This window comes from Phyllobacterium sp. (assembly GCF_037994405.1).
Classification (GTDB): domain Bacteria; phylum Pseudomonadota; class Alphaproteobacteria; order Rhizobiales; family Rhizobiaceae; genus Phyllobacterium.
Map to the genome: position 1 here is coordinate 18,210 of NZ_JBBNAN010000291.1, position 21,043 is coordinate 39,252.

General features: G+C 57.0%; 24 protein-coding genes. 14 read left to right on the plus strand and 10 right to left on the minus strand.

The window, feature by feature from the left end; translation table 11 throughout:
- The first annotated feature begins 4 nt into the window (after positions 1 to 4).
- Genes pgsA through AAAC48_RS16155 form a run of 5 tightly spaced genes read left to right on the plus strand, consistent with a single transcriptional unit; the run spans position 5 to position 2,028 of the window.
- Positions 5 to 589: a CDP-diacylglycerol--glycerol-3-phosphate 3-phosphatidyltransferase gene (gene pgsA, locus AAAC48_RS16135; RefSeq protein WP_340655149.1), complete on the plus strand. Its 585-nt coding sequence runs from the start codon at positions 5 to 7 to the stop codon at positions 587 to 589.
- A 44-nt stretch (positions 590 to 633) separates the two neighbouring features.
- Complete coding sequence (locus AAAC48_RS16140; RefSeq protein ID WP_340655150.1) at positions 634 to 861, plus strand: hypothetical protein; 228 nt, start codon at positions 634 to 636, stop codon at positions 859 to 861.
- 1 nt (position 862) lies between these two features.
- Positions 863 to 1,117, plus strand: coding sequence for a molybdopterin converting factor subunit 1 (moaD, locus tag AAAC48_RS16145; RefSeq protein WP_340655151.1), 255 nt, complete (start codon positions 863 to 865; stop codon positions 1,115 to 1,117).
- A gap of 3 nt (positions 1,118 to 1,120) precedes the next feature.
- On the plus strand, positions 1,121 to 1,594 hold the full coding sequence (locus tag AAAC48_RS16150; RefSeq protein WP_340655152.1) for a molybdenum cofactor biosynthesis protein MoaE: 474 nt from the start codon (positions 1,121 to 1,123) through the stop codon (positions 1,592 to 1,594).
- Positions 1,591 to 2,028, plus strand: a complete 438-nt coding sequence (locus tag AAAC48_RS16155; protein WP_340655153.1) for an META domain-containing protein — start codon at positions 1,591 to 1,593, stop codon at positions 2,026 to 2,028. The genes AAAC48_RS16150 and AAAC48_RS16155 overlap by 4 nt, the downstream gene beginning before the upstream one ends.
- Positions 2,029 to 2,097: 69 nt before the next feature.
- Here AAAC48_RS16155 and ndk read toward each other — a convergent pair whose 3' ends face one another.
- Positions 2,098 to 2,520 carry a nucleoside-diphosphate kinase gene (gene ndk, locus AAAC48_RS16160; RefSeq protein ID WP_340655154.1) on the minus strand — a complete coding sequence of 141 codons (423 nt, stop codon included), beginning with the start codon at positions 2,518 to 2,520 and terminating at the stop codon, positions 2,098 to 2,100.
- A gap of 170 nt (positions 2,521 to 2,690) precedes the next feature.
- Positions 2,691 to 3,386, minus strand: a complete 696-nt coding sequence (locus AAAC48_RS16165) for a glutathione S-transferase family protein (protein ID WP_340655155.1) — start codon at positions 3,384 to 3,386, stop codon at positions 2,691 to 2,693.
- A 66-nt stretch (positions 3,387 to 3,452) separates the two neighbouring features.
- On the opposite strand from AAAC48_RS16165, the gene AAAC48_RS16170 reads away from it, so the two are divergent.
- Both AAAC48_RS16170 and AAAC48_RS16175 read left to right on the plus strand, forming a co-directional pair.
- Positions 3,453 to 3,965 carry a DinB family protein gene (locus AAAC48_RS16170; RefSeq protein WP_340655156.1) on the plus strand — a complete coding sequence of 171 codons (513 nt, stop codon included), beginning with the start codon at positions 3,453 to 3,455 and terminating at the stop codon, positions 3,963 to 3,965.
- An 81-nt stretch (positions 3,966 to 4,046) separates the two neighbouring features.
- The gene (locus AAAC48_RS16175) at positions 4,047 to 5,951 is read left to right on the plus strand and encodes an ABC-F family ATP-binding cassette domain-containing protein (RefSeq protein ID WP_340655157.1); all 1,905 of its coding nucleotides are present in this window, start codon (positions 4,047 to 4,049) and stop codon (positions 5,949 to 5,951) included.
- Positions 5,952 to 5,964: 13 nt separating this feature from the next.
- On the opposite strand, the gene AAAC48_RS16180 is transcribed toward AAAC48_RS16175, so the two are convergent.
- Positions 5,965 to 6,630 (minus strand): GNAT family N-acetyltransferase, encoded by a 666-nt coding sequence (locus AAAC48_RS16180; protein WP_340655158.1) that lies wholly within the window; start codon positions 6,628 to 6,630, stop codon positions 5,965 to 5,967.
- Between the two features lie 7 nt (positions 6,631 to 6,637).
- Complete coding sequence (locus AAAC48_RS16185) at positions 6,638 to 8,071, minus strand: MFS transporter (RefSeq protein ID WP_340655159.1); 1,434 nt, start codon at positions 8,069 to 8,071, stop codon at positions 6,638 to 6,640.
- A gap of 93 nt (positions 8,072 to 8,164) precedes the next feature.
- Between AAAC48_RS16185 and AAAC48_RS16190 the strand changes: the two genes are divergently transcribed.
- Positions 8,165 to 8,824: a metalloregulator ArsR/SmtB family transcription factor gene (locus AAAC48_RS16190; RefSeq protein ID WP_340655160.1), complete on the plus strand. Its 660-nt coding sequence runs from the start codon at positions 8,165 to 8,167 to the stop codon at positions 8,822 to 8,824.
- Here AAAC48_RS16190 and AAAC48_RS16195 read toward each other — a convergent pair.
- Genes AAAC48_RS16195 through AAAC48_RS16215 form a run of 5 tightly spaced genes read right to left on the minus strand, consistent with a single transcriptional unit; the run spans position 8,803 to position 12,544 of the window.
- Positions 8,803 to 9,354: a GNAT family N-acetyltransferase gene (locus AAAC48_RS16195; protein WP_340655161.1), complete on the minus strand. Its 552-nt coding sequence runs from the start codon at positions 9,352 to 9,354 to the stop codon at positions 8,803 to 8,805. The genes AAAC48_RS16190 and AAAC48_RS16195 overlap by 22 nt on opposite strands.
- Complete coding sequence (locus AAAC48_RS16200) at positions 9,351 to 9,944, minus strand: hypothetical protein (protein ID WP_340655162.1); 594 nt, start codon at positions 9,942 to 9,944, stop codon at positions 9,351 to 9,353. The genes AAAC48_RS16195 and AAAC48_RS16200 overlap by 4 nt, the downstream gene beginning before the upstream one ends.
- A 10-nt stretch (positions 9,945 to 9,954) precedes the next feature.
- Entirely contained in the window at positions 9,955 to 10,404 is a 450-nt protein-coding gene (locus tag AAAC48_RS16205) for a DNA polymerase III subunit chi (protein ID WP_340655163.1), read from the minus strand.
- A gap of 12 nt (positions 10,405 to 10,416) precedes the next feature.
- The gene (locus tag AAAC48_RS16210) at positions 10,417 to 11,043 is read right to left on the minus strand and encodes a glutathione S-transferase family protein (RefSeq protein WP_340655164.1); all 627 of its coding nucleotides are present in this window, start codon (positions 11,041 to 11,043) and stop codon (positions 10,417 to 10,419) included.
- 4 nt (positions 11,044 to 11,047) lie between these two features.
- Positions 11,048 to 12,544, minus strand: coding sequence for a leucyl aminopeptidase (locus tag AAAC48_RS16215; protein ID WP_340655165.1), 1,497 nt, complete (start codon positions 12,542 to 12,544; stop codon positions 11,048 to 11,050).
- A 265-nt stretch (positions 12,545 to 12,809) separates the two neighbouring features.
- Here AAAC48_RS16215 and AAAC48_RS16220 point away from each other — a divergent pair, with 265 nt between their 5' ends.
- The 6 genes from AAAC48_RS16220 to rsmA all read left to right on the plus strand — a co-directional run bounded on the left by AAAC48_RS16220 (position 12,810) and on the right by rsmA (position 20,391).
- The gene (locus tag AAAC48_RS16220; RefSeq protein WP_340655166.1) at positions 12,810 to 14,012 is read left to right on the plus strand and encodes an LptF/LptG family permease; all 1,203 of its coding nucleotides are present in this window, start codon (positions 12,810 to 12,812) and stop codon (positions 14,010 to 14,012) included.
- The gene (gene lptG / locus AAAC48_RS16225) at positions 14,012 to 15,100 is read left to right on the plus strand and encodes an LPS export ABC transporter permease LptG (RefSeq protein WP_340655167.1); all 1,089 of its coding nucleotides are present in this window, start codon (positions 14,012 to 14,014) and stop codon (positions 15,098 to 15,100) included. The genes AAAC48_RS16220 and lptG overlap by 1 nt, the downstream gene beginning before the upstream one ends.
- A 1-nt stretch (position 15,101) precedes the next feature.
- Positions 15,102 to 17,438 (plus strand): LPS-assembly protein LptD, encoded by a 2,337-nt coding sequence (locus AAAC48_RS16230; protein ID WP_340655168.1) that lies wholly within the window; start codon positions 15,102 to 15,104, stop codon positions 17,436 to 17,438.
- A 140-nt stretch (positions 17,439 to 17,578) separates the two neighbouring features.
- Positions 17,579 to 18,532: a peptidylprolyl isomerase gene (locus AAAC48_RS16235; RefSeq protein WP_340655169.1), complete on the plus strand. Its 954-nt coding sequence runs from the start codon at positions 17,579 to 17,581 to the stop codon at positions 18,530 to 18,532.
- 15 nt (positions 18,533 to 18,547) lie between these two features.
- Positions 18,548 to 19,573 carry a 4-hydroxythreonine-4-phosphate dehydrogenase PdxA gene (gene pdxA, locus AAAC48_RS16240; protein WP_340655170.1) on the plus strand — a complete coding sequence of 342 codons (1,026 nt, stop codon included), beginning with the start codon at positions 18,548 to 18,550 and terminating at the stop codon, positions 19,571 to 19,573.
- The gene (gene rsmA, locus AAAC48_RS16245; RefSeq protein WP_340655171.1) at positions 19,570 to 20,391 is read left to right on the plus strand and encodes a 16S rRNA (adenine(1518)-N(6)/adenine(1519)-N(6))-dimethyltransferase RsmA; all 822 of its coding nucleotides are present in this window, start codon (positions 19,570 to 19,572) and stop codon (positions 20,389 to 20,391) included. Before pdxA ends, rsmA begins: the two co-directional genes overlap by 4 nt.
- 3 nt (positions 20,392 to 20,394) lie before the next feature.
- On the opposite strand, the gene gmk is transcribed toward rsmA, so the two are convergent.
- Positions 20,395 to 21,012, minus strand: a complete 618-nt coding sequence (gene gmk / locus AAAC48_RS16250) for a guanylate kinase (protein ID WP_340655179.1) — start codon at positions 21,010 to 21,012, stop codon at positions 20,395 to 20,397.
- Positions 21,013 to 21,043: the final 31 nt, after the last annotated feature.

Below are 21,043 nucleotides of genomic sequence, written 5' to 3' on the forward strand. Positions count from 1 at the left end.
AAACATGTCCAGAAACAACGCCTACTCACTGCCGAATATCCTGACCTATGCACGCATTATCGCGGTTCCCCTTGTGGTCCTGTGCTTCTTTCTCGAAGGCCGCCTGCAATCAAGCGATGCAGCCCGCTGGGGTGCGGTCGCGATCTTCCTGATCGCCAGTATCACCGACTTCTTTGACGGCTATCTGGCTCGCATCTGGAAGCAGACATCGACGATCGGCCGCATGCTGGATCCGATAGCCGACAAACTGCTGGTCTCGGCCTGCCTGTTGCTCCTGGCGGCGGACGGGACGATTGCCGGCTGGACCCTTTGGGCTGCAATCATTATCCTTTGCCGCGAAATCCTGGTTTCTGGCCTGCGCGAGTATCTGGCCGAGCTCAAGGTGAGCGTGCCGGTGAGCCGCCTCGCCAAATGGAAGACGACGATCCAGATGATTGCGATCGCATTTCTGTTGCTGGGACCCGCCGGCGACGAGATCGTTCCTATCGTGACAGTATCCGGCATCATTCTTTTGTGGATTGCGGCGCTGATAACGCTGTACACTGGCTGGGATTATTTCCGGGCCGGACTGAAACATGTGGTGGACTGAGAGCCCTTTCCAGCCATATTGACCTATTCTGACGGAGGCATGTTGTGACAAGACCAAGCAAAGACAGGAAAACCCGCACTTTTGGTGCGGGCGAGTGGCTTTGCGCTGGAATTGGCGCAACAGGCCTCGTCCCTTCGGGTTTCCGGCTGACGGACACCCGCTTTGTCGGGCGGCTTCGTCCGATGTTCCGCATCGGCCTCGCCACCTTCCGCGCGGATTGTCTCGCCAGCCGGGAAACAGAATACGGCCGATATGGCCGGAAAGGGCTCTAAAATGACCAAACTCGTCTATTTCGCATGGGTGCGTGAGCGGATCGGCAAGGGTGAGGAATATATTGACCTTGAACCCTCGATCGTGACGGTCGGCGACCTGCTGGCACATCTGAAAACGCGCGGCGAAGAATATGAAGCCGCGTTCGAATATCAGGATGTGATCCGCGTCGCGATCAATCAGGAACATGTGGATCATGATGCACCGATCAAGGGCGCCCACGAGATTGCTCTCTTTCCGCCCATGACCGGGGGATGAGTCATGACCACGGTCAAACCGCTCATCCTTATCCAGAGCGGTGATTTTGATACTGCTGCCGAAATAGCTCGCATGACCAAGGACCGCCGCGGTATTGGCGCGGTCGTGACATTCAGCGGCCTCTGCCGCGACGAAGCTGGCACGCTGGCGGCGCTGGAAATCGAACATTATCCTGGGATGGCCGAGGCTGAAATCGGCCGGATCGCCGAAGAGGTTCTGAACCGCTGGACGTTGACGGGACTTACCGTCGTTCATCGCCACGGCTTCATCAAACCCGGCGAAAATATCGTCCTCGTCGTCGCAGCCTCCGCGCACCGACAGGCGGCCTTCGAGGCAGCCTCATTCCTGATGGACTACCTCAAAAACGCCGCACCTTTCTGGAAAAAACAGCACCTCGTCAACGGCGAGGATAGCGGCTGGGTCGAGGCAAAGGCAAAAGACGAGGAAGCGCTCAAGCGCTGGCAGAAGACCAAATGAACCGTATCGCAATAGGCTCTCTAATTATCGGCTTCGCGGCCGTGCTCGTATTGCTGGTGTTGTCATTTTCCGCTGGCAGTGTCGAACCGGCCAGCAAAATCCTTGATGTGAACTGGATCGCCGAAGATATCAATAGCGGCGGCGTGATCGACTATGCGCAGACCACGCTGCTGATCAAGGCTGACGGATCGGCAAGCGGCTCCGGCGGATGCAACCGCTTTACGACCAAAGCCACGATTGCGGGGTCAAAGATCACGTTCAAACCGGCGGCGGCAACACGCATGATGTGCGCCCCCGCCGTGATGGATCAGGAACAGAAATTCTTGTCGGCGCTGGAGCGCGCGCGTTCCTATACAGTCGAAGCTGATACCGGAAAACTGTTCCTGCGCGATGAGGCCGGAAGCATCGTTGCGCGCTTGTCCCGCGAGAAGTGAACGATAATACCTCAAGCAATAAAAAAGCCGGGCATTTGCCCGGCTTTTCTCATTCTTGTTTGTATTGGATCAACCGACGATTTCGGTACCGGAGAACCAGTAAGCGATTTCTTCTGAAGCGGTCTCAGGGGCGTCAGAGCCGTGAACCGAGTTCTCGCCGATCGAGAGAGCAAAATTCTTGCGGATCGTGCCTTCGTCAGCATTGGCCGGATTGGTCGCGCCCATGATTTCGCGGTTGCGGGCAATGGCGTTCTCGCCTTCGAGGACCTGAACAATCGTCGGACCCGAGGACATGGATTCGACCAGCTCGCCGAAGAATGGACGTTCCTTGTGCACAGCGTAGAAGCCTTCGGCTTCGCGGCGGCTCATCCAGACGCGCTTGGAAGCAACGATGCGAAGGCCGGCCTCTTCAAACTTCTGGGTGATGGCACCGGTGAGATTGCGGCGGGTCGCGTCGGGCTTGATCATCGAAAAAGTGCGTTCAATTGCCATGGAATGAAACCTTGTCATTAGGGGGAATGGTGGCGGCTCTATAGCGGCAGGCGGCTCATTTGCCAATAGACCTTTTGCCAATCCGCCCTGATGGACATCAAGGTTGCGCCGCTTCTAACGCTCCCCCTTTTTGGGCAGGGGTTAGCAACAGCACCCTTATCAATCCATGTCTATGCCGCAGCAGCACCGATCTGGCGCGCTACACCGCCGTGCAGATCCAGGCAGCGTTCGAACCAGTCGAGCACCGGATCGCCGTCATCCAGCAACTTGTATGGCGTTAAAACCCGTGCCCACTGAAATGCGCCGAAGACAATATAATCACTAAACAACGGCCCTTCCCCACCGATAAACGGCTGCGACAGGAACATTTTGCGCATGGGCTCGAGGCTTCTGGTAAAGGCGTTACGTTTCGCATCGCGCTCGCCAGCAACGTCCTCGAGTTTGCGGCCGAAGATTTTCTCGCGGCTTTCGCGGAAATAGGCCTGGTTTGGCTCATCGAGCAAATCGTGGACCGGCATGAGGATCACGACATTCATATAGGGGTGGATGGTCATCTGCGACCAGCCCTCGACGAAACGGGCCATGGCGCGCCCGCCCTCACCCTTGAACAGCGATGGCCGGTCCGGGTAATGATCTTCCAAATAGAGCGCGATCTCAAAGGAATCCGCGACGACCTTGTCACCGTCGCGAATGATCGGCACCTTGGCGGAATAACCGTTCTCCAACTGCGGTATATCCTTGAAGGAGACGGTGTTGCGGTCAAATGGCAGCCCTTTGTGTGCCAATGACATGACAGTTTTCCAGCAATGCGGGCTGAAAGGACGGCCTTTGTCAGCTCCAACCAGTTCGTGCAGAATGATTCCCATGGATTGGCGTCCTCCTTCAGATAATATGTCAGCAAGACTGACTCTTATCGACAGAAAGTCAATGTGATGGAACAGCATTTTCGCATGTTTGCGGCCTATAATCGCTGGGCGAACGAACGGCTATATGCGGCGGCGGCCGCGCTCAACGACGACGAATACCGGCGCGACATGCACGCGTTCTTTTCGTCGCTGCATGGTACGCTGAACCATCTGCTGGTTACCGACCGCATCTGGCTCTACCGCTTCACCGGCGAAGGCGAAGCACCGAGGGCACTCGACGCGATCCTTTTCCATCGATTGGAGGAGTTGACGGCTGCACGCGCGAAAGAGGATACCCGCATTATCGACTGGATCAACGGGCTGGACAGTTCGGCAATAGCCGGACGCTTCACCTATACGACGATCAGCGATATGAGGACGATCAGCCAGCGGCTCGCGCCGGCGCTTGCGCATCTTTTCAACCACCAGACCCACCATCGGGGCCAGGCTCACGCTATTTTGACCGCGCTCGGAAAATCTGCGCCCTCATTTGATCTTATCCAGTTTCAAAGGACTGAAGAGGGCCGGCCTTACTCCTGAGGTCATTTTCCAAGGCTGACGGCACATATCTGCAACACGACCGTCTTGCGGAAAAGGCATTTCCCGTGCAAAAGCGCGGCCATGCTTATTCTTGACGACATATCCGTGCGTATGGCCGGCCGCCTGCTGATCGATCACGCCAGCCTGAACCTGCCATCCGGCACGAAGGCGGGCCTGGTCGGGCGTAATGGCGCGGGTAAATCAACCCTCTTCAAGGTGATCACCGGCGAGTTGCACGCGGAGACCGGCGATTTCTTCCTGCCGAAGAACGTCCGCATCGGACAAGTGGCGCAGGAAGCGCCGGGCACCGAGGATTCCCTGATCGAAATCGTGCTTGCCGCCGATGCCGAGCGTACGGCGCTGCTGGCGGAAGCCGAGACGGCGACGGACCCGCACCGTATCGCTGATATTCACATTCGCCTTGCCGATATCGACGCGCATTCGGCGGAAGCACGCGCGGGCGCGATCCTTTCCGGTCTGGGCTTCGACGCGGAAGCGCAGAAGCGCCCGGCCTCTTCCTTCTCGGGCGGCTGGCGCATGCGCGTGGCCCTCGCTGCGGTTCTCTTTTCCGAACCCGACCTACTCCTCCTTGACGAGCCGACAAACTATCTCGATCTCGAAGGCACGCTGTGGCTCGAAGATTATGTGCGGCGTTATCCGCATACGGTCATCCTCATCAGCCACGACCGCGATCTCCTGAACTCGGCGGTCAACTCGATCATTCATCTTGACCAGACAAAGCTGACGCTCTGGCAGGGCAATTATGACCAGTTCGAGCGGTTGCGCAGCGAAGCGCTGGAATTGCAGCAGAAGCAGCGCACCAAGCAGGAAGCGCAGCGCAAACATATGGAAGCTTTCGTTGAACGCTTCCGGGCAAAGGCATCCAAGGCCAAGCAGGCGCAGTCTCGCCTCAAGGCGTTGCAGAAGCTGAAGCCAATTTCCGCGGTCATCGAAGATCACGTGCAGCCGTTCCATTTTCCGGAGCCGGAAAAGGTGGTGGCATCGCCGATCATTGCGATCGAAAGCGGTGAAGTTGGATATACGCCAGGCAAGCCGGTGTTGAGGCATCTTAATCTGCGCATCGATGCGGATGACCGGATCGCCCTGCTCGGCTCGAACGGCAACGGCAAGTCGACGCTGGCCAAGCTGATCGGCGGACGCCTGCCCTTGCAGAATGGCCGAATGACGGTGGCACCTAATCTGAAGATCTCGTTCTTCGCCCAGCACCAGCTCGACGACCTGATTCCGGAAGACAATGCGATCGAGCACGTGCGCAAATTGATGCCAGACGCGCCGGAAGCCAAGGTGCGTGCACGCGTTGCGCGGATGGGTCTTGCCACAGTCAAGATGAATACGGCGGCGAAAGACTTGTCAGGCGGTGAAAAGGCGCGCCTGCTGATGGGCCTCGCCACCTTCCATGGACCCAACCTGCTGATCCTTGACGAGCCGACCAACCATCTCGATATCGATAGCCGCGAAGCGCTGATGTATGCACTCAACGATTTCAACGGCGCTGTCATCCTGATCGCGCACGACAGGCACCTCATCGAGGCGACGATGGACCGGCTCTGGCTGGTGCGCGATGGTGGCGTTGCACCCTATGACGGGGATCTCGACGCCTATCGCTCACTGGTTCTGGCCGATGCGAAGGCAGAACGCGCCGGCAACGGCAAGGTTGTTGCCGATGAAGGCCAGAAGCTGACGAAAGCCGAGCAGCGCAAGCTTGCCGCCCAGAAGCGCGAGGCATTGAAGCCGCTGCAGAAGAAGATCCAGGAAGCCGAGGCGCAGGTGCACCGCTTCCAGAAGAAGATCGATACGCTGCAGACGCAGCTTGCCGATCCGGTCATCTATACGCGCGAGCCAGCCAAGGCGACGCAGATCGGCAAGGAAATCGGCTATGCCAAATCCTCGCTCGCTCGCGCTGAAGAAGAATGGCTGACGCTTTCCAGTGAATATGAAGAAGCGATGGCTGAGCTGGCGCAATAGCGCCAGCAGCGGCTCAGGCGGCGATGGCCGGAATGATGGCGGTCGTATAAAGCGAATGCAACTGCCAGCCGAGCGTCTCGTACAGTGCCCGGCCATCCGGGGTTGCCACCAGCGCGGCGCGGTCGATGCCCTTTTCGTGTGAAAGCACTTCCAGCCGCTTCATAAGCGTTCGTCCAAGCCCCTTGCGGCGATGACCTTCGTGCGTTCGGATCCGGTCATAGACGGCAAATTCACCCGGGAAAGCGATCCGTCCCGTTGCGGCAACCTCGCCCTCCCGGTCAAGGACATTCACGAGGGTCATGCGACCAAAATCCTGATGCACAAACGTGTACCCGTCCGGCAACGCGGCCATCCCGCCAGGCATTGTTCCCGATAGCGACATCATGAAGCCCGGCGCCTCAATACGCCAATGCGGCGGCAGATTGGGCTGGACAAGTTCTGGCGGCGCGCAGACTTTCAGGAAGACAAACGGCTCAGAGATCTCCTCGGCATGCTGGCGAACAAGGTCGGAATAGGCCGGGAATACATGCCGTCGCTTCTGATCCGGGAGACCGACTTCGACACGGTAGCCCCCATTCTCGAAAACGGGCGCCGCCACCTGCCGTGTCAGCGCCCATCCCTTGACCCATGTCCTGACGATTGCAGGATCGGCCTTCAAATTGCGTTCATCAATTGCCATCGGCAATCTATAGCTGTTTCTGCATTTCGATCGCCAGCAGATTTTTCTTGCCAATTGGCAAGGCATATCCTGCCACAAGTGCAGCAAGGCCGATGACCGTCGAGACGACGAAGATCGCAATCGTTGCATCACGCAGGGCATCTGGCGTCGTCGCCTCCGGATAGCCTGCGGCATTGGCAACCAGCCCGGCGACTGCGGCGCCGATCGCGTAACCGGCGGACTGCAGCGTCGGCAGCAGCGCCGAAGCACGATCGCGCTCACCACTGCGCGCGGACTCCATGACGGTTTGACTGAGGAAGCCCCAGCTGACGCCAAAGCCGGTGCCGATGCATATCTGGCCCAGCATCACGACCAGCGGAACATCGATCGAGAAGCCAAAGACGATGACGGCAAGGCCGGTGACGAGCAGTGTCGGTCCCAGCCGGATCAACCAGGTGCGGTAGCGTTGCTCCTGAATATTGGCGACAAAGATCGCGCAGGTGCTCCATGCAATGGCGAAGGTAGCGTTGAAGGCACCCGCCCTGGTCGGACCATAACCCCAAAGGTCTTGCAGCGTCATGACCAGATAGACCGAGGTTGAAGCCTGCGCGACTGGCATAAGCAGGACAATCCAAAGGCCAATACCAACCGTGGAATTCAGCGCGAAGGCATCGGACGGGAAGAGTGGTGAGCGGCTGCGCCGGTCAACGCCAATGACCGAGGCTAGCACGACCGCCGCGCCAAGGACGAACAGCAGCTCGATCGCAAGCGTCTGCATGATGCTGGCGAGCGCAACCAGCATGATGCCGCAACCGATAGCCGCCAGCCGGAGGAACGGCACTGACAGTCGCGCAACCTCACCTGAAAATTTCGGAACGATGCGAAAGACCAGAGCGATGAAGATCAGCGCGAGAGGCACATTGACGAGGAACGCTGCGCGCCATGAAAAATGTTCGGTAAGTAGCCCGGACACCAGCGGCCCGCCAAAGGCTGCGACCGCCCAAACGACAGCTTCAGCGCCAAATACCTTGGCCACGAGACGCGAGGGAAAAAGCTCGGGAATGAGTGCATAACAGGTGGCGGCGATGATTCCCTCGCCCAGGCCCTGCAGCGCGCGGCCGACCAGGACTTCCGTCATGGACGAGGCAAATGCCGCTATGAGCGTTCCGGCAAGGAATACCAGCGCAGAGCCGACCAATGCCGTCCTCGCGCCGAGCCGCGCCTTGAGCAATGCACCGCTGGCCCCGCCGACAATCGACAGGACGAGATAAAGGGTAAATGCCCAGGAAATGAGTTCCAAGCCACCAATCTCGCGAACCGCCGTCGGAAGCGACGTGGAGACAAGGAAGCCATTGAAGGCGAACAGCGCCACGCCGAGGCATAGCGTGGTTGTCGCTGCGGAATAACGTGGATTCAAGAGTTCCGACCAGCTGGTACCGCTAGTTTCCGTCGCGTCACGCATGGCATTTCCTCAATTTAACAAGTTTTCTGTTTTTATATTCCCCTTAATAAAACAAGCAATAGCTATTTTAATTTTTCTTGCTATCTTACGACCATGCAGGATCGAACCACAAATCGCATGCTCTATTCGCTCAAGGTTGCTGGACCACAGACTGCAGCTGCGCTGGCTGAACGACTCGGCATCACCCCTGTGGCGGTACGGCAGATGCTGGGGCGGCTGCACGAGGATGGCCTCGTCGATTTCGAAGACAGCCGCGAGAGCGTGGGCCGACCAAAGCGATTGTGGCATTTGACCGGTAGCGGAAACGCCCAGTTTCCCGACAATCACGCTGGATTGACCGCCGACCTATTGGCATCGGTCTCTGCCGTGTTCGGCGATGCCGGGCTTGATCGCCTTATTTCCCACCGGGAAATGACAACGCTGAATCAATACCGCGCCGCGCTCGAACCAATTGGCTCCGTTGAGGCCAAAGTTGAGCGTCTAGCCGAAATTCGATCTGCAGAAGGCTACATGGCCGAAGCCAAACGCGATGAGAACGGTGCATTTATCCTGATCGAGAACCACTGCCCGATCTGCGTCGCCGCCAAGGCCTGCCAGAAACTGTGCCGCTCGGAGCTCGATGTATTTCAGACAGCACTAGGGCCAAATGTGGAAATAGAGCGGTTCGAGCATATTCTGAAAGGCGCACGGCGCTGTGCCTATCGCATTACCAAGAAGACGAGAGACGACCGTCAGCTGGCGATAAAACTGTAGAGCATCGGGCTCATGTAGCTATTGCCGACACGCCAGTAGTCGCGCAGCGGTCCGCCTTCACATTCGAATCCGAGGCGCGTCACCAGGCGGATGGACGGCGCGTTTTCAGGGTGAATGATCGCGGCGATGCGGCGTGTTTTCAGATTATCAACGCAATGGGCCAACAGGGCTTGTACGGCCTCGGTCATCAGGCCGTGCCCATGCCATTTCGCATTGAGGATATAGCCGATTTCCAGCCTGCGATTGCGGGCTTCGCGGTGATGATAATTGACCATGCCGATGCACTCGTCCGTTTCCGCGTCCGCTACGGCCCAGGCGATCGATTCGTATGGTGATGTCGTCTTGGCCAGAACACGCACCCAGCGCCGGGTTTCCTGAATGTTCTCGCAGGCCGAAAAATCCCAATAGCGCACCAGTTCTTCATTGCCGAGGCAAGCGTGCAAACCGGTATCGTCCTTCAACTCGAACTGGCGCAGGCGCAATCGTTCCGTAAGGATCGTCGGAAAACTCCCCGCGTGATCCGCCATCATCTTCCCCATTTTGGTGGTGGGGGCGTATCACTTGCATCGTCCTTGCGATTCCGGCGCAAGCGGATAAGGCCGAAAATGCTCACGATAATCAAGGCAACGCCTGCAGGTATCGCACGCCGGTCGATTGCCATGACGTCTTTGCGCAAGACAAGATCGACCTGGGCCACCTTTAGCCCGTCGATGTCCCCGGGGCCGATCGTAAACATGTATTCGCCGGTCTGGACGGGATCGATATCGCCGATGCTGTCGCGATAGACGAGCGGCCCTTGTGGCGAGCCCCTGTTGGCCGCCTTGGCATTCGCAAAATTCAATGTCTTGACGAGAACGTCCTTGCCCTGACGCGTCACGACTGATGTCAGAGCCATACGACCTTCGGCAGGGATGAAATTCTGCAAGGGTTGCATGTCCACGAACGCACGCACTGGCGCGTCTTCGGCCATCAGCGCGACCGTCACCGGCTTATAGGAATCCGGGCGGTCATAAACCCGCCAGGAACCAATTTCCTCGCCGGAGAGATTTCCAGTAATCCATGGATACCCAATTGCGAGCGCTATTCCCGCAACCAAAAGAAGTAACAGCAAGCGGCGCATCAGCGATCTCTCAAGCCTTCTTTTCCCAACGCCCTTCGGCGTTCTGCTGCCAGTAAGTCAGCGTGTGGCCTTGCGCTTTCAACAGTTTCCATTGCGCCCTCGCCTGTTCGAGTTGCTGCTGGTCGTGGCCATCGAACATCAGCACCAGCCGCTCGTAGGATTCGACATTCTGCGGCGAGGCACCGTCGACCAGGAAGCGCACGGTTGCACCATTTGGATTGCCGCTGCCTGTCGTCAGAATGATGGGTTGTTCCTCGGGATATGGCTCCTGATCTGTGGCGTGGGCGAGAAAGGAGGCGTCGGACCAAGTCCACAGATGGTTGTCGAGACTGTCACGCCGCTCTTCCGAACCCGTTTGAATGACCACTTTCCACTGAAGCCCCAGCGAGCGTTCGACCAGACCAGGCAGCGCGTTTTCCAGCGTCGATTCGGTCAGATGGTAGAAGAGGATTTCGGTCATGGTCGCCTAAGGTCAGAATTTCGTATGTTTCGATTTGGTCTGCACCATGATTGGCTGCGTTCGAAAGCCGTTCCACCAATCGCGCAAGCTGGACCGTTCGTCAATAAGTGCCGATCCCTGCGCTACGCTGTCAGCAGCGCCAAACACGCTGGCGAGATAAAAAGTGGCCAGGGTCCAATCCTTGAAACAGGCTTCAGGCGACGAATCAACGAAATCCTCAAGCACACCCAAAGCATGACGGGATTTCTCGATGTCGTTTTGTGCCGGCTCCAGCCCGTCGCGCCACCAGACTGGAACATAAATCCCCCAGACCAGCGGTCGATAGGCATAATTGTCAACGATCCGCATAACCTGACGCATGCGAGCAGCATCTTCGATGGCGGATGGCGTCAGTTTTGGGTTCTCAATTGCAGCATCGATGTAGTGGACGATGGCATCAGTCTCGTAAAGACGCACTCCATCGATTTCAATGGCCGGAATTCTTTTGAAGGGATGCCGGAGATCGTAATCCTCCGGCAAAGCGCCTCCATCAAACGGATCGGCTTCAATCAGCGCGAAGGCAATTTTCTTCGCCAGGAGGGTGAGCCGCACCATGCGCGTGTAGACGCTTTCCTCGGTTCCGTAGAGTTTGACCTCCACCGAGCTATCCTTCGAAATTGTCCCGAACCAGCCGGTCGAGCAGCCGGACGCCGAAGCCCGACGCCCAGGACTGGCTATATTCAGTTGCCGGCGCGCCGATGGCGGTGCCTGCAACGTCGAGGTGTGCCCACGGCGTGTCACCGACGAACCGCTTCAGGAACTGTGCAGCGATGATCGCGCCGCCATGACGGCCGCCAATGTTCTTCATGTCGGCGTTCTTGGTATCGATCAGCTTGTCATATTCATCGCCGAGCGGCATGCGCCACAGCTTTTCACCCGTAGCCTGCCCCGCGTCGAAGAGCTGTTCGGCGAGCGTGTCGTCATTTGAAAAGAGCCCGGCGTTATAGACTCCGAGCGCCACCATGATTGCACCGGTCAACGTTGCGAGATTGACCATGAACTTCGGCTGAAAGCGGTCGTTGCAATAGTAAAGGGCGTCGGCAAGAACCAGCCGCCCTTCGGCGTCGGTATTGAGCACTTCGATAGTCTGACCCGACATGGAAGTGACAACATCGCCGGGGCGCTGCGCGTCGCCATTGATCATGTTCTCAACGATGCCAATGACACCAACGGCATTGACCTTGGCCTTGCGGGAGGCGAGCGCATGCATGAGACCAGTGACGGCTGCAGCGCCGCCCATGTCACCCTTCATTTCATCCATGCCCGCGGCAGGCTTGATCGAGATACCGCCGGAATCGAATGTGACGCCCTTGCCGACAAAGGCGATCGGCTTGTCTTTGCCCTTCCCGCCGTGCCATTCCATGATGGCAAGACGAGCCGGGCGCGCAGAGCCCTGGGCGACGCCGAGAAGCGAGCCCATGCCGAGTTTCTTCATGTCCTTTTCGGTAAGGATTTCAACCTTTACGTCGAGTTTCTTCAGTTCCTCGACGCGTTGGGCAAATTCGACAGGTCCGAGTATATTGGCTGGCTCGTTGACCAGATCGCGCGCGAGAATGACGCCCTCTGCCACGGCTTCGGCGTGCCCGAAGGCTTTCTTGGCCGCTTGAGGATCGGCAACCTGGATTGTGATATTGGCGGCGAACTTTTCCTGTTTCTCGCCGTCGTCCTTGCCCTGTTTCGTCTTGTACTTGTCGAATGTGTAGGAGCGCAACAGCATGCCAAGGGCAAATTCGGCCGCGTTTGCAGCTGAAATCTCTGTGTCACGCAAAGCGAGAATCACGAAGACGTGCTTGGCTTTGCCAATCTTTGAGAGCGCCGCGCCACCAATCTTCAGCCAGTCATCGGCCTTCAGCTTTGCCGGATCTCCGGTACCCACGAGCACCACGCGTTCCAGTTCCGTGCCGGCTGGCGCAATCGTCGAAACGCTTGCCGCCAATTTTCCCTTGAAATCCGCGACATCAATGATACGCGACAGCAACGCCTGTCCGATAACAGATTCGGCTTCTGCAGCGGCTTTGCCTTCAGTGGCTACAAGCAAGATTGCAGTGCCATTCTCAACGGCAGCGAATTTTGCGAAACTGATGGATGGGCGTTTGGACATGATATCTCCAGATGAACGAAAATGTGACTTTCCCAATCATCAGATTTGATGAATGGAAGGGTTAACGACGAAGGGGCAGGCTAAGGCCTTGTTAACCAGCTTTCTTCGCCTATTTTTAGCCAAGCCTGACTAGAGTGAACATATAACGGGTTCGTCCCATAGTGCGGCAAAATAATGCCATGGATCCCATGGCATAAATTGAACGGTCGGGCATTCGTGAGCGGCTGGTCGAACAAAGTGGCGGAACTCTTTTGCGAAACATGACATGCGCCTGATTGAGATATACATCTTGCGACGGATCGTCGTCATGTTTTTTGCCGTGCTGCTTTCCGCAGTCGGAATCACGTGGATCGTCAATCTGCTTGGACGCATCAACTTCCTCACCACGAGCGGCCAGAGCTTTTTCTATTTCCTGAAATTCAGCTCCAATCTGCTTCCGGCTGCCTTCCCTGTCGTCATGCCGTTCGCGCTTGTCATCGCGGTGACCCAGACGCTTTCCACGATGAATCAGGACTCGGAACTGGTGGTGATCAACGCAGCCGGAGCGCCGCGTTCGGCAGTGATCCGGCCCGTCCTGCTCTTTGCGGTTGTCATCGCCATCGCATCCTTCCTGATCGCCAACTTTATTGTTCCATATTCGCAGATAAACATGCGTCAGATGATGGCCGATGCGCGTGCCGACGTCATCGACCTGGTGGTTCAGCAAGGCGTATTTACGAAGATCGACACGGACCTGTATCTTCAGATCGAGAATCGCGACGCAAATGGCGCGATACAAGGCATGTTCCTTTCCGATTCGCGCGACAAGGCAACCGATCTCATCTATTACGCCAAGGACGCCCTGGTCGTTGATACGGGCAGCAAAAACCTGCTGATCATGAAGGATGGCGAAGTCGATCGCCGCGATGTGCAGACGGGCGGTGTTTCCATCATCAAGTTCAACACCTATGCGCTCGACCTCGCAGCGTTGGCACCCGCCGACGACGGTGAACCCAGTATCTTTGCCAAGGACCGGCCGCTCGACTACCTGTTGAGCCCGGATCCCAATGACAAGCTATTTCAGCAAAACCCCCTGCGGTTCAGGTCCGAACTTGCCAAGCGCCTGACAGACTGGATGTATCCCATCGTTTTTGCCTTGATTTCACTGGCAGCGGCTGCCGATTCGCGCTCGCATCGTGAGGCCCGGATATCCGCGTCGTTCACGGCGATCACTCTCAGCCTGATCCTCTTCTGGCTCGGATATTCGACCGGCCAAAGCAGCGACAAGAATGCCTCCATGATCCCCTTGCTCTATGCGTTCCCGATTCTCGGGGGACTCTCGGCAATTTACGCGCTTGTAACCAATCGCCAGATCGGTGTGCCGGTCAAATGGAGTAACTGGGTTCGAGATACATTTGCGGCACAACAAGCAGCTTTCGCCAGCGCTGGAGCAAGATTGTTCGGCCGCAAACGCGGAGGACATCGGTAATGATCGGCTGGACCCTCGGACGCTATTTCTTCCTGCGGTATGTCACGATCACGACGTATTTCCTCCTCGGCAGTTTTGCTCTTGCCTTGATCCTCGACTTCACAGAATTGTCGGGACAATTGTCGGCCTTGCCGGATTATTCCGCCATCCAGGCGTTCGGCCTTTCGGCAATGCGTGTCCCATACATCATGCAACAGGTGTTCCCGTTCATTGCCCTGTTTGCAGCCATGGCGACACTGATTTCGCTCAACCGGAAATATGAGCTGGTTGTTGCCCGTTCGGTAGGCGTTTCGGCCTGGCAGTTTCTTCTGCCGGCCTGTACCGGCGCTTTTCTGTTTGGGCTCGCTGCTGTGCTGATCGTCAATCCACTTGCCGCCTACGGCTTTGAAAAGAGTGAGCAGATAAAGGCGACCTGGCGCGCCGGGAAAGCCAATGACGTTTCGGCTGATCGTGTGCCCTGGTTGCGGCAGAAAACGGAAGATGGCGAGACCATCATCGGCGCCAAATCGATCGTCAACCGCGGGTTGCGACTCGTCGACGCCACGTTCATTCGGCTCGACAAGAATCAGGACATTCTCGAACGGCTGGATGCAAAGACTGCCGATCTTCAGGATGGCTTCTGGCAATTGAACAATGTGACGAAATTTGTGTTGGGGCAGACGCCTGTTTCTGAGGACAGTGTGCAAATTGCGACCCATCTTCGCCCTGAATTCGTTGAAGAAAGCCTCGCTCGACCTGAGACAATTCCTTTTTTTGAACTGCGTAACAAAATTGCCGCAGCTCGCTCTTTTGGCTATCCAGCCAACGCTTTTGACATGCATTTCCAGTCTTTATTGGCTTTGCCGGCTCTCCTGATGGCGATGACTCTAATCGCTGCAACCGTTTCTTTGAAATTTGTTCGTTTTGGACAATCGGGGACGATGATTCTGGGTGGCGTCCTCGCAGGCTTCGTGCTTTATGTCGTCACTGTTGTGGTCAAGGCGTTTGGCAATGCGGGATTCGTCCCGCCTTTCATCGCCGCATGGACACCCGTGTTGATTGCAACATTCTTTGGGGTCTCCTTTCTGTTGCACAAGGAGGATGGTTAGAGTGGGATTGAATGTAACGCGCTCGGTGTTGCCGACGTGGTTCGCACGCCTTGCGTGCGGAACGGCGGTGCTATGCCTTGCGGGCGGGATTTCGCTCCCAGCCTATTCCCAGACGGGCGATGCGCTCGTTGGCAATATTCAGACGAATCCAAACGCACAATTGCTGCTGGAATCGGATGAACTCGTCTATGACATCAACGCCAAGACCATCTCTGCGGTTGGCGGCGTGCAGATCGACTATGATGGAAACAGGCTGGTTGCGCGCCAGGTCACCTATGATCAGAAGACCGGTCGTCTGAAAGCGATGGGCAAGGTTGAACTCGTCGAAAAGGACGGCAACCGGATCTATGCGGACAATCTCGATATCACCGATGATTTCCGTGAAGGCTTCGTCAATGCACTGCGCGTGGAAGCCGCAGACAATACCCGCTTTGCGGCTGAAAGTGCCGAGCGCATCGGCGGCGAGCTGACGACGTTCAATAACGGTATCTATACGGCCTGCGAGCCCTGCCGCGCCAAACCGGATCGTGCCCCGCTGTGGCAGGTTCGCGCCCAGAAGATCGTCTGGAACGGTAAGAAGAAGACCATCCGCTTTGAACGCGGCCGCTTTGAAATGTTCGGAATGCCTCTGGCATTCTTGCCGGCATTCGAGATCGCTGATCCGACCGTGAAGCGCAAGAGTGGCTTCCTGATGCCGGGCTACGAGCACGAGAGTGAGCTTGGCTCTGGCGTCAGCGTCCCCTATTTCTGGGCTTTGGCACCGAATTACGATTTGACGACAACCGGGACCTACTACACCAAGCAAGGATTCCTCGGCGAAGCTGAATGGCGTCACCGGTTGGCCAATGGTGCGTACAGCATCAAGCTCGCAGGTATCAGCCAGCAGGACCCTGGTGTGTTTGCTGGCGAGCCCGAAGATGAGACCAAGAATCGCGGCATGATCGGCACGCGGGGCGCTTTTCAAATCAATCCGCGCTGGTCATACGGCTGGGATGTCATGGCGCAGACCGACAAGGCCTTTGCCTATCGATATGGCATTGAGGACTATTCGAATTACTATGTGACAGATCAGATCTATTTGACCGGTCTCCATGACCGGAATTACTTCGACCTTCGGTTCTACCACTTTCATGTTCAGGAAAGCGTGGATAATTCCAGTTCCAGTGCGTACGAACCGAAACAGCCATGGGTTCTCCCTAGCCTCGATTATGCTTACACTCCAACGCAATCCGTCGCGGGGGGTGAACTGAATTTCGATGTCAATCTGCAGAATTTGCACCGTGAAAGAGAAGACGGCACCGCTCCAACCGGTCTGACGCGCAGCGGCTATTTGTCCGGCGTTGAGGGCAATGATGGTCGTATTACTGGCGAAGCGGAGTGGAAGCGTACATTTATCTCTGACAACGGACTGGTGATAACGCCTCTTCTCGCGCTGCGGGGTGATGGAATGTACGTCGATTCGAATTCGATCGGCGTTACGCGTTCAGAAGCGTTCCGGGCGATGGCGACGGCCGGGCTGGAAACGAAGTGGCCAATCCTGTTTTCATCCACGAGTGCTACCCACGTGCTGGAGCCGACGGCGCAGCTCTTCGTTCGCAACAATGAACCCTATGCAGGAGAAATGCCGAACGAGGACGCGCAGAGCTTCGTATTCGATGCGTCGAGCCTGTTCGATCGTGACAAGTACTCCGGGTACGATCGTGTCGAAGGCGGTACCCGCGCCAATCTCGGTCTTCGCTACTCGGGCACGTTCAACAATGGCTGGTCTCTCAATGGTGTTGCCGGACAGTCGTTTCAGCTTGGTGGCTTGAATTCCTTTGCGACACCTGACTTCGTCAATGCCGGCGCTGAATCCGGCCTGGAATCGGCCCGGTCTGACTATGTTGCGATGATCGGCGCCACGCGAGACACATTCACGCTGACAACGGGTGGCCGCTTTGACAAGGATACATTTGAAGTCCAACGCGCGGAAGTCGCGAGCACAACCTCCGGCAAGTATGGAGCGCTGTTCCTAAAATACGCTTTCATTGCCGCCCAACCTACCTATGGTTTCTCTGACGACAGGCAGGAAATCACTGTCGGCGGCTCGGCCAAGCTGACGCCGAATTGGCGTCTTCTTGGCTCTGGAACCTACGACATGGTCTCCGATACGCTTGTAAAGCGCACGGCTGCGCTGGCCTATGACGATGAGTGCTTCACGTATATGATGTACTATCAACAGGAGCAGCCGGTCACCGTTGGTGGCGGCGAAGGCGAAAAGACCACCAAGTTCGGCTTCAATATTTCATTCCGGACCCTGTGGGAATTTGGCAAGCCGGTCGATATTGGCGGCATCTAATCGCTTTGTTTGAACTGGCCGCCCTTGCGGCTAGTCATGCTTTTGCCTTAGTAAAGCGACAATAGAGTGGAAACGCACACCCAACAATAAAACTACAATCCATTCGCAACGGATGGATTAACGATCGGACATAGTGAGAAATGATGGTGAGGAAGCATATTCTTGCAGCGGCGATAGCTACCGCCTTGAGCTCTGCTGTGACAGCTGGCGCAACATTGCCTGCCGCAGCGAGCGAGATCAAGATTGTCGTCAATGGGAACCCCATCACTGACTTTGATATTACGCGGCGTGCAGCTTTTCTGAAGCTGCAACGCAAGAAGGGCAATCTTGTCCAGGAAGCTCGCGACGAACTGACGACCGAGGCACTCAAACGTCAGGAACTGAAGCGTCTCAATCTGCTTGTTCCTGACAGCGAAGTGAACGATGCATTTGCTCGCTTTGCGTCCAACAACAAGATGACGCTTGACCAGCTCAACGGCGTCTTGGAGAAGGCAGGCGTAACGCCTGGACATTTCAAAGAATATATCCGTATCCAGATGAGCTGGGGGCGTGCACTGGCCACTCGCAATCGCTCGCAGGGCGGCGTAAAGGTGAGCGAACAGGATGCTGTGCAACGCATGCTCAAAGACGGGGGTAAGAAGCCCGTTTCGACCGAATATCAGCTGCAACAGGTGATTTTCGTTGTACCAGCCAATAATCGCGGCATCCTTGCGAAGCGCCGCGGCGAAGCCAGCGCCATGCGCGCAAAGTTCAATGGCTGCAACACCACACGCGACATAGCCAAGGGCACATTGGACGTTACTGTGCGTGATCTTGGCAAGTTCATCGAGCAGGAATTGCCGCCGGAATGGTCGAAGCAGGTGACGTCGACACCAGTCGGCCAGGCAACCGCGATACAGGATACGGACAAAGGTGTCGAGTTTCTAGGTGTTTGCGCGACCCGGCAGGTATCCGATGACCGTGTTGCCCGCATGGTCTTTTCGCAGGAAGATGCAGCCGCTGCGGGAGGCGGCAAGAAGGACGCAACAGCAGAAGCTGTCGACAAGAAGTATCTCGATGAACTGCGCAGCAAGGCGAAAATCGTCAACGAATGATTGGATTGCTTGCGTATGAATTCCGCACTCGCCGTTAGCTCCGGAGATCCGTCCGGAATTGGTCCGGAGATTGCCATTTCCGCGTGGTCACGGCGTGAAGATATGCACCTTGCCGCATTTTTTCTCCTGGCTGATCCTGATTTGATGGCCTCGCGCGCAGCGCGCCTCGGCTTGGACATTCCCCTGGAAATTACAACACCGGAATTGGCAACGGACGTATTTCGGCGCGCCCTGCCGATCGTTCCGCTCAAGAATCGCCAATCGGACCTGCCTGGCATTCCAAGCGTGGACAACGCAGCCGGGACAGTTGAAGCCATCGAAACGGCAGTATCCCTCACACTTTCTTCACGGGCACGAGCCGTTGTCACCTGCCCTATCGCCAAGAAACCACTCTACGAGGCTGGTTTCACCTATCCGGGGCACACGGAATTCCTGGCACATCTCGCGAGCAAACACCTCGGGTATGAAGTGACCCCCGTCATGATGCTTGCGGGACCGCTGCTTCGAGCTGTTCCCGTCACAATCCATATTGCCTTGAGCAAGGTTCCTGCCGTTCTCGACACTCAATCTATCCTGACAGTTTCCCGCATCACGGCGCTCGCGTTGAAGGACCAGTTCGGTATTGCAGCTCCGCGGCTTGCCATTGCCGGGCTCAACCCCCATGCCGGTGAGGATGGAACGATGGGCATGGAAGATGAGCGCATCGTGCGTCCAGCGGTCGAGACCCTGCGTGCGGAAGGTATCGACGCGCGTGGTCCCCTTCCAGCCGACACCATGTTCCACGCGGCTGCGCGGGCTGGCTATGATGCCGCTATCTGCATGTATCATGACCAGGCCTTGATTCCGGTAAAGACCCTTGGTTTCGATGACAGTGTCAATGTTACCCTTGGTCTGCCCTTTGTGCGTACATCTCCGGATCATGGCACTGCCTTCGACATCGCAGGCACTGGCCAAGCGAGGCCCGATAGTCTGATCGCGGCCCTGCGTCTTGCCGACGAGCTTGCCTCACATCAAAAGCAGCAGAAGCGCCCGGCTGCATGAGCATCGACAGCCTTCCACCGCTGCGCGAAGTCATCGAGCGTCATGATTTGATGGCCAAGAAATCACTTGGCCAGAATTTCCTGCTGGACCTCAACCTCACGGCCAAGATTGCACGCCAGTCTGGCGATTTGCAGGGCCAGACCGTTATCGAGGTGGGCCCTGGGCCGGGTGGCCTTACGCGTGCCTTACTGGCGCAAGGTGCCAGCGTCGTAGCCATAGAGCGCGATGAGCGCTGTCTGGCAGCGCTGCAGGAGATTGCGGACTACTACCCAGGCAGGCTCCGCGTGATCGCCGGTGACGCACTGGAAATTGATTTCGCGCAGCTTGCAAACGGCAGCAAGGTGAAGATAGTGGCCAATCTTCCCTATAATGTCGGCACACAATTGCTCATCGGCTGGCTGCTCAGCGAGCCATGGCCACCTTTCTATGCGTCGCTGACGCTGATGTTCCAGCGCGAAGTGGCAGAGCGCATAGTTGCGCGGCCGGGCTCCGATGCCTATGGCCGTCTGGGTGTCCTCGCTGGCTGGCGCACGGAAGCAAAAATCACTTTCGACGTACCGCCACAGGCCTTTACCCCACCGCCGAAAGTTACTTCGTCCGTCGTTCACCTGATCCCGCGTAATGCTCCACCGCCCTGCGATGCCGCAACGCTTGGACGGGTTACTCAGGCCGCCTTCGGCCAGAGGCGCAAGATGCTGCGCCAGAGCATCAAGCCGCTGGGCGGCGAAGCATTGCTGGCGAAGGTGGGGATTGATCCCACCCGCCGCGCCGAAACGCTGTCCATCGACGAGTTCGTCGCGCTCGCCAACGCGGTCTAATTTTTAATCCAGCCTTTCATCGAGAAGATTGCTGACAAAGTCGAACAGACCGGGGCATCGGTCACGGCGCAGACGCTCAGCGGTGACGATCGACTGGACCTGATGATAGGCCCGGTTCAGATCTTCATTGACGATGACATAGTCATAGGAACGCCAACGCTCGATTTCATTGCGGGCATTGCGCAAACGCATGTCGATCACTTCCGGGGTATCCTCGGCGCGCCGATGCAGCCGCTGCTTCAGGTCGGCCATGGATGGAGGCAGGATGAAAATGCTGACGACATCGCCTTTCATCTTGTCCTGCAATTGCTGCGCGCCCTGCCAGTCAATGTCGAAAAGCATGTCCTGGCCGTCAGCGAGCGCATTCTCCGCTGCTTCACGCGGTGTGCCGTAGAAATTGCCATGAACTTCCGCCCATTCGATCAGTTCATCGCTGTCGCGCAGCCGTTCGAATTCGCGGACCGAAATGAAATGATAGTGCACACCATCGATCTCGCTGGCGCGCCGCGGACGTGTCGTCACGCTGATCGACAGAGCTAACTCGAGCTTCTCCTTATCATTCAGCAACAGTCGGGCAATCGTCGACTTTCCCGCGCCGGACGGAGACGACAGGACGAGCATGAGACCGCGTCTCTTAATGCTGTTAGGCATG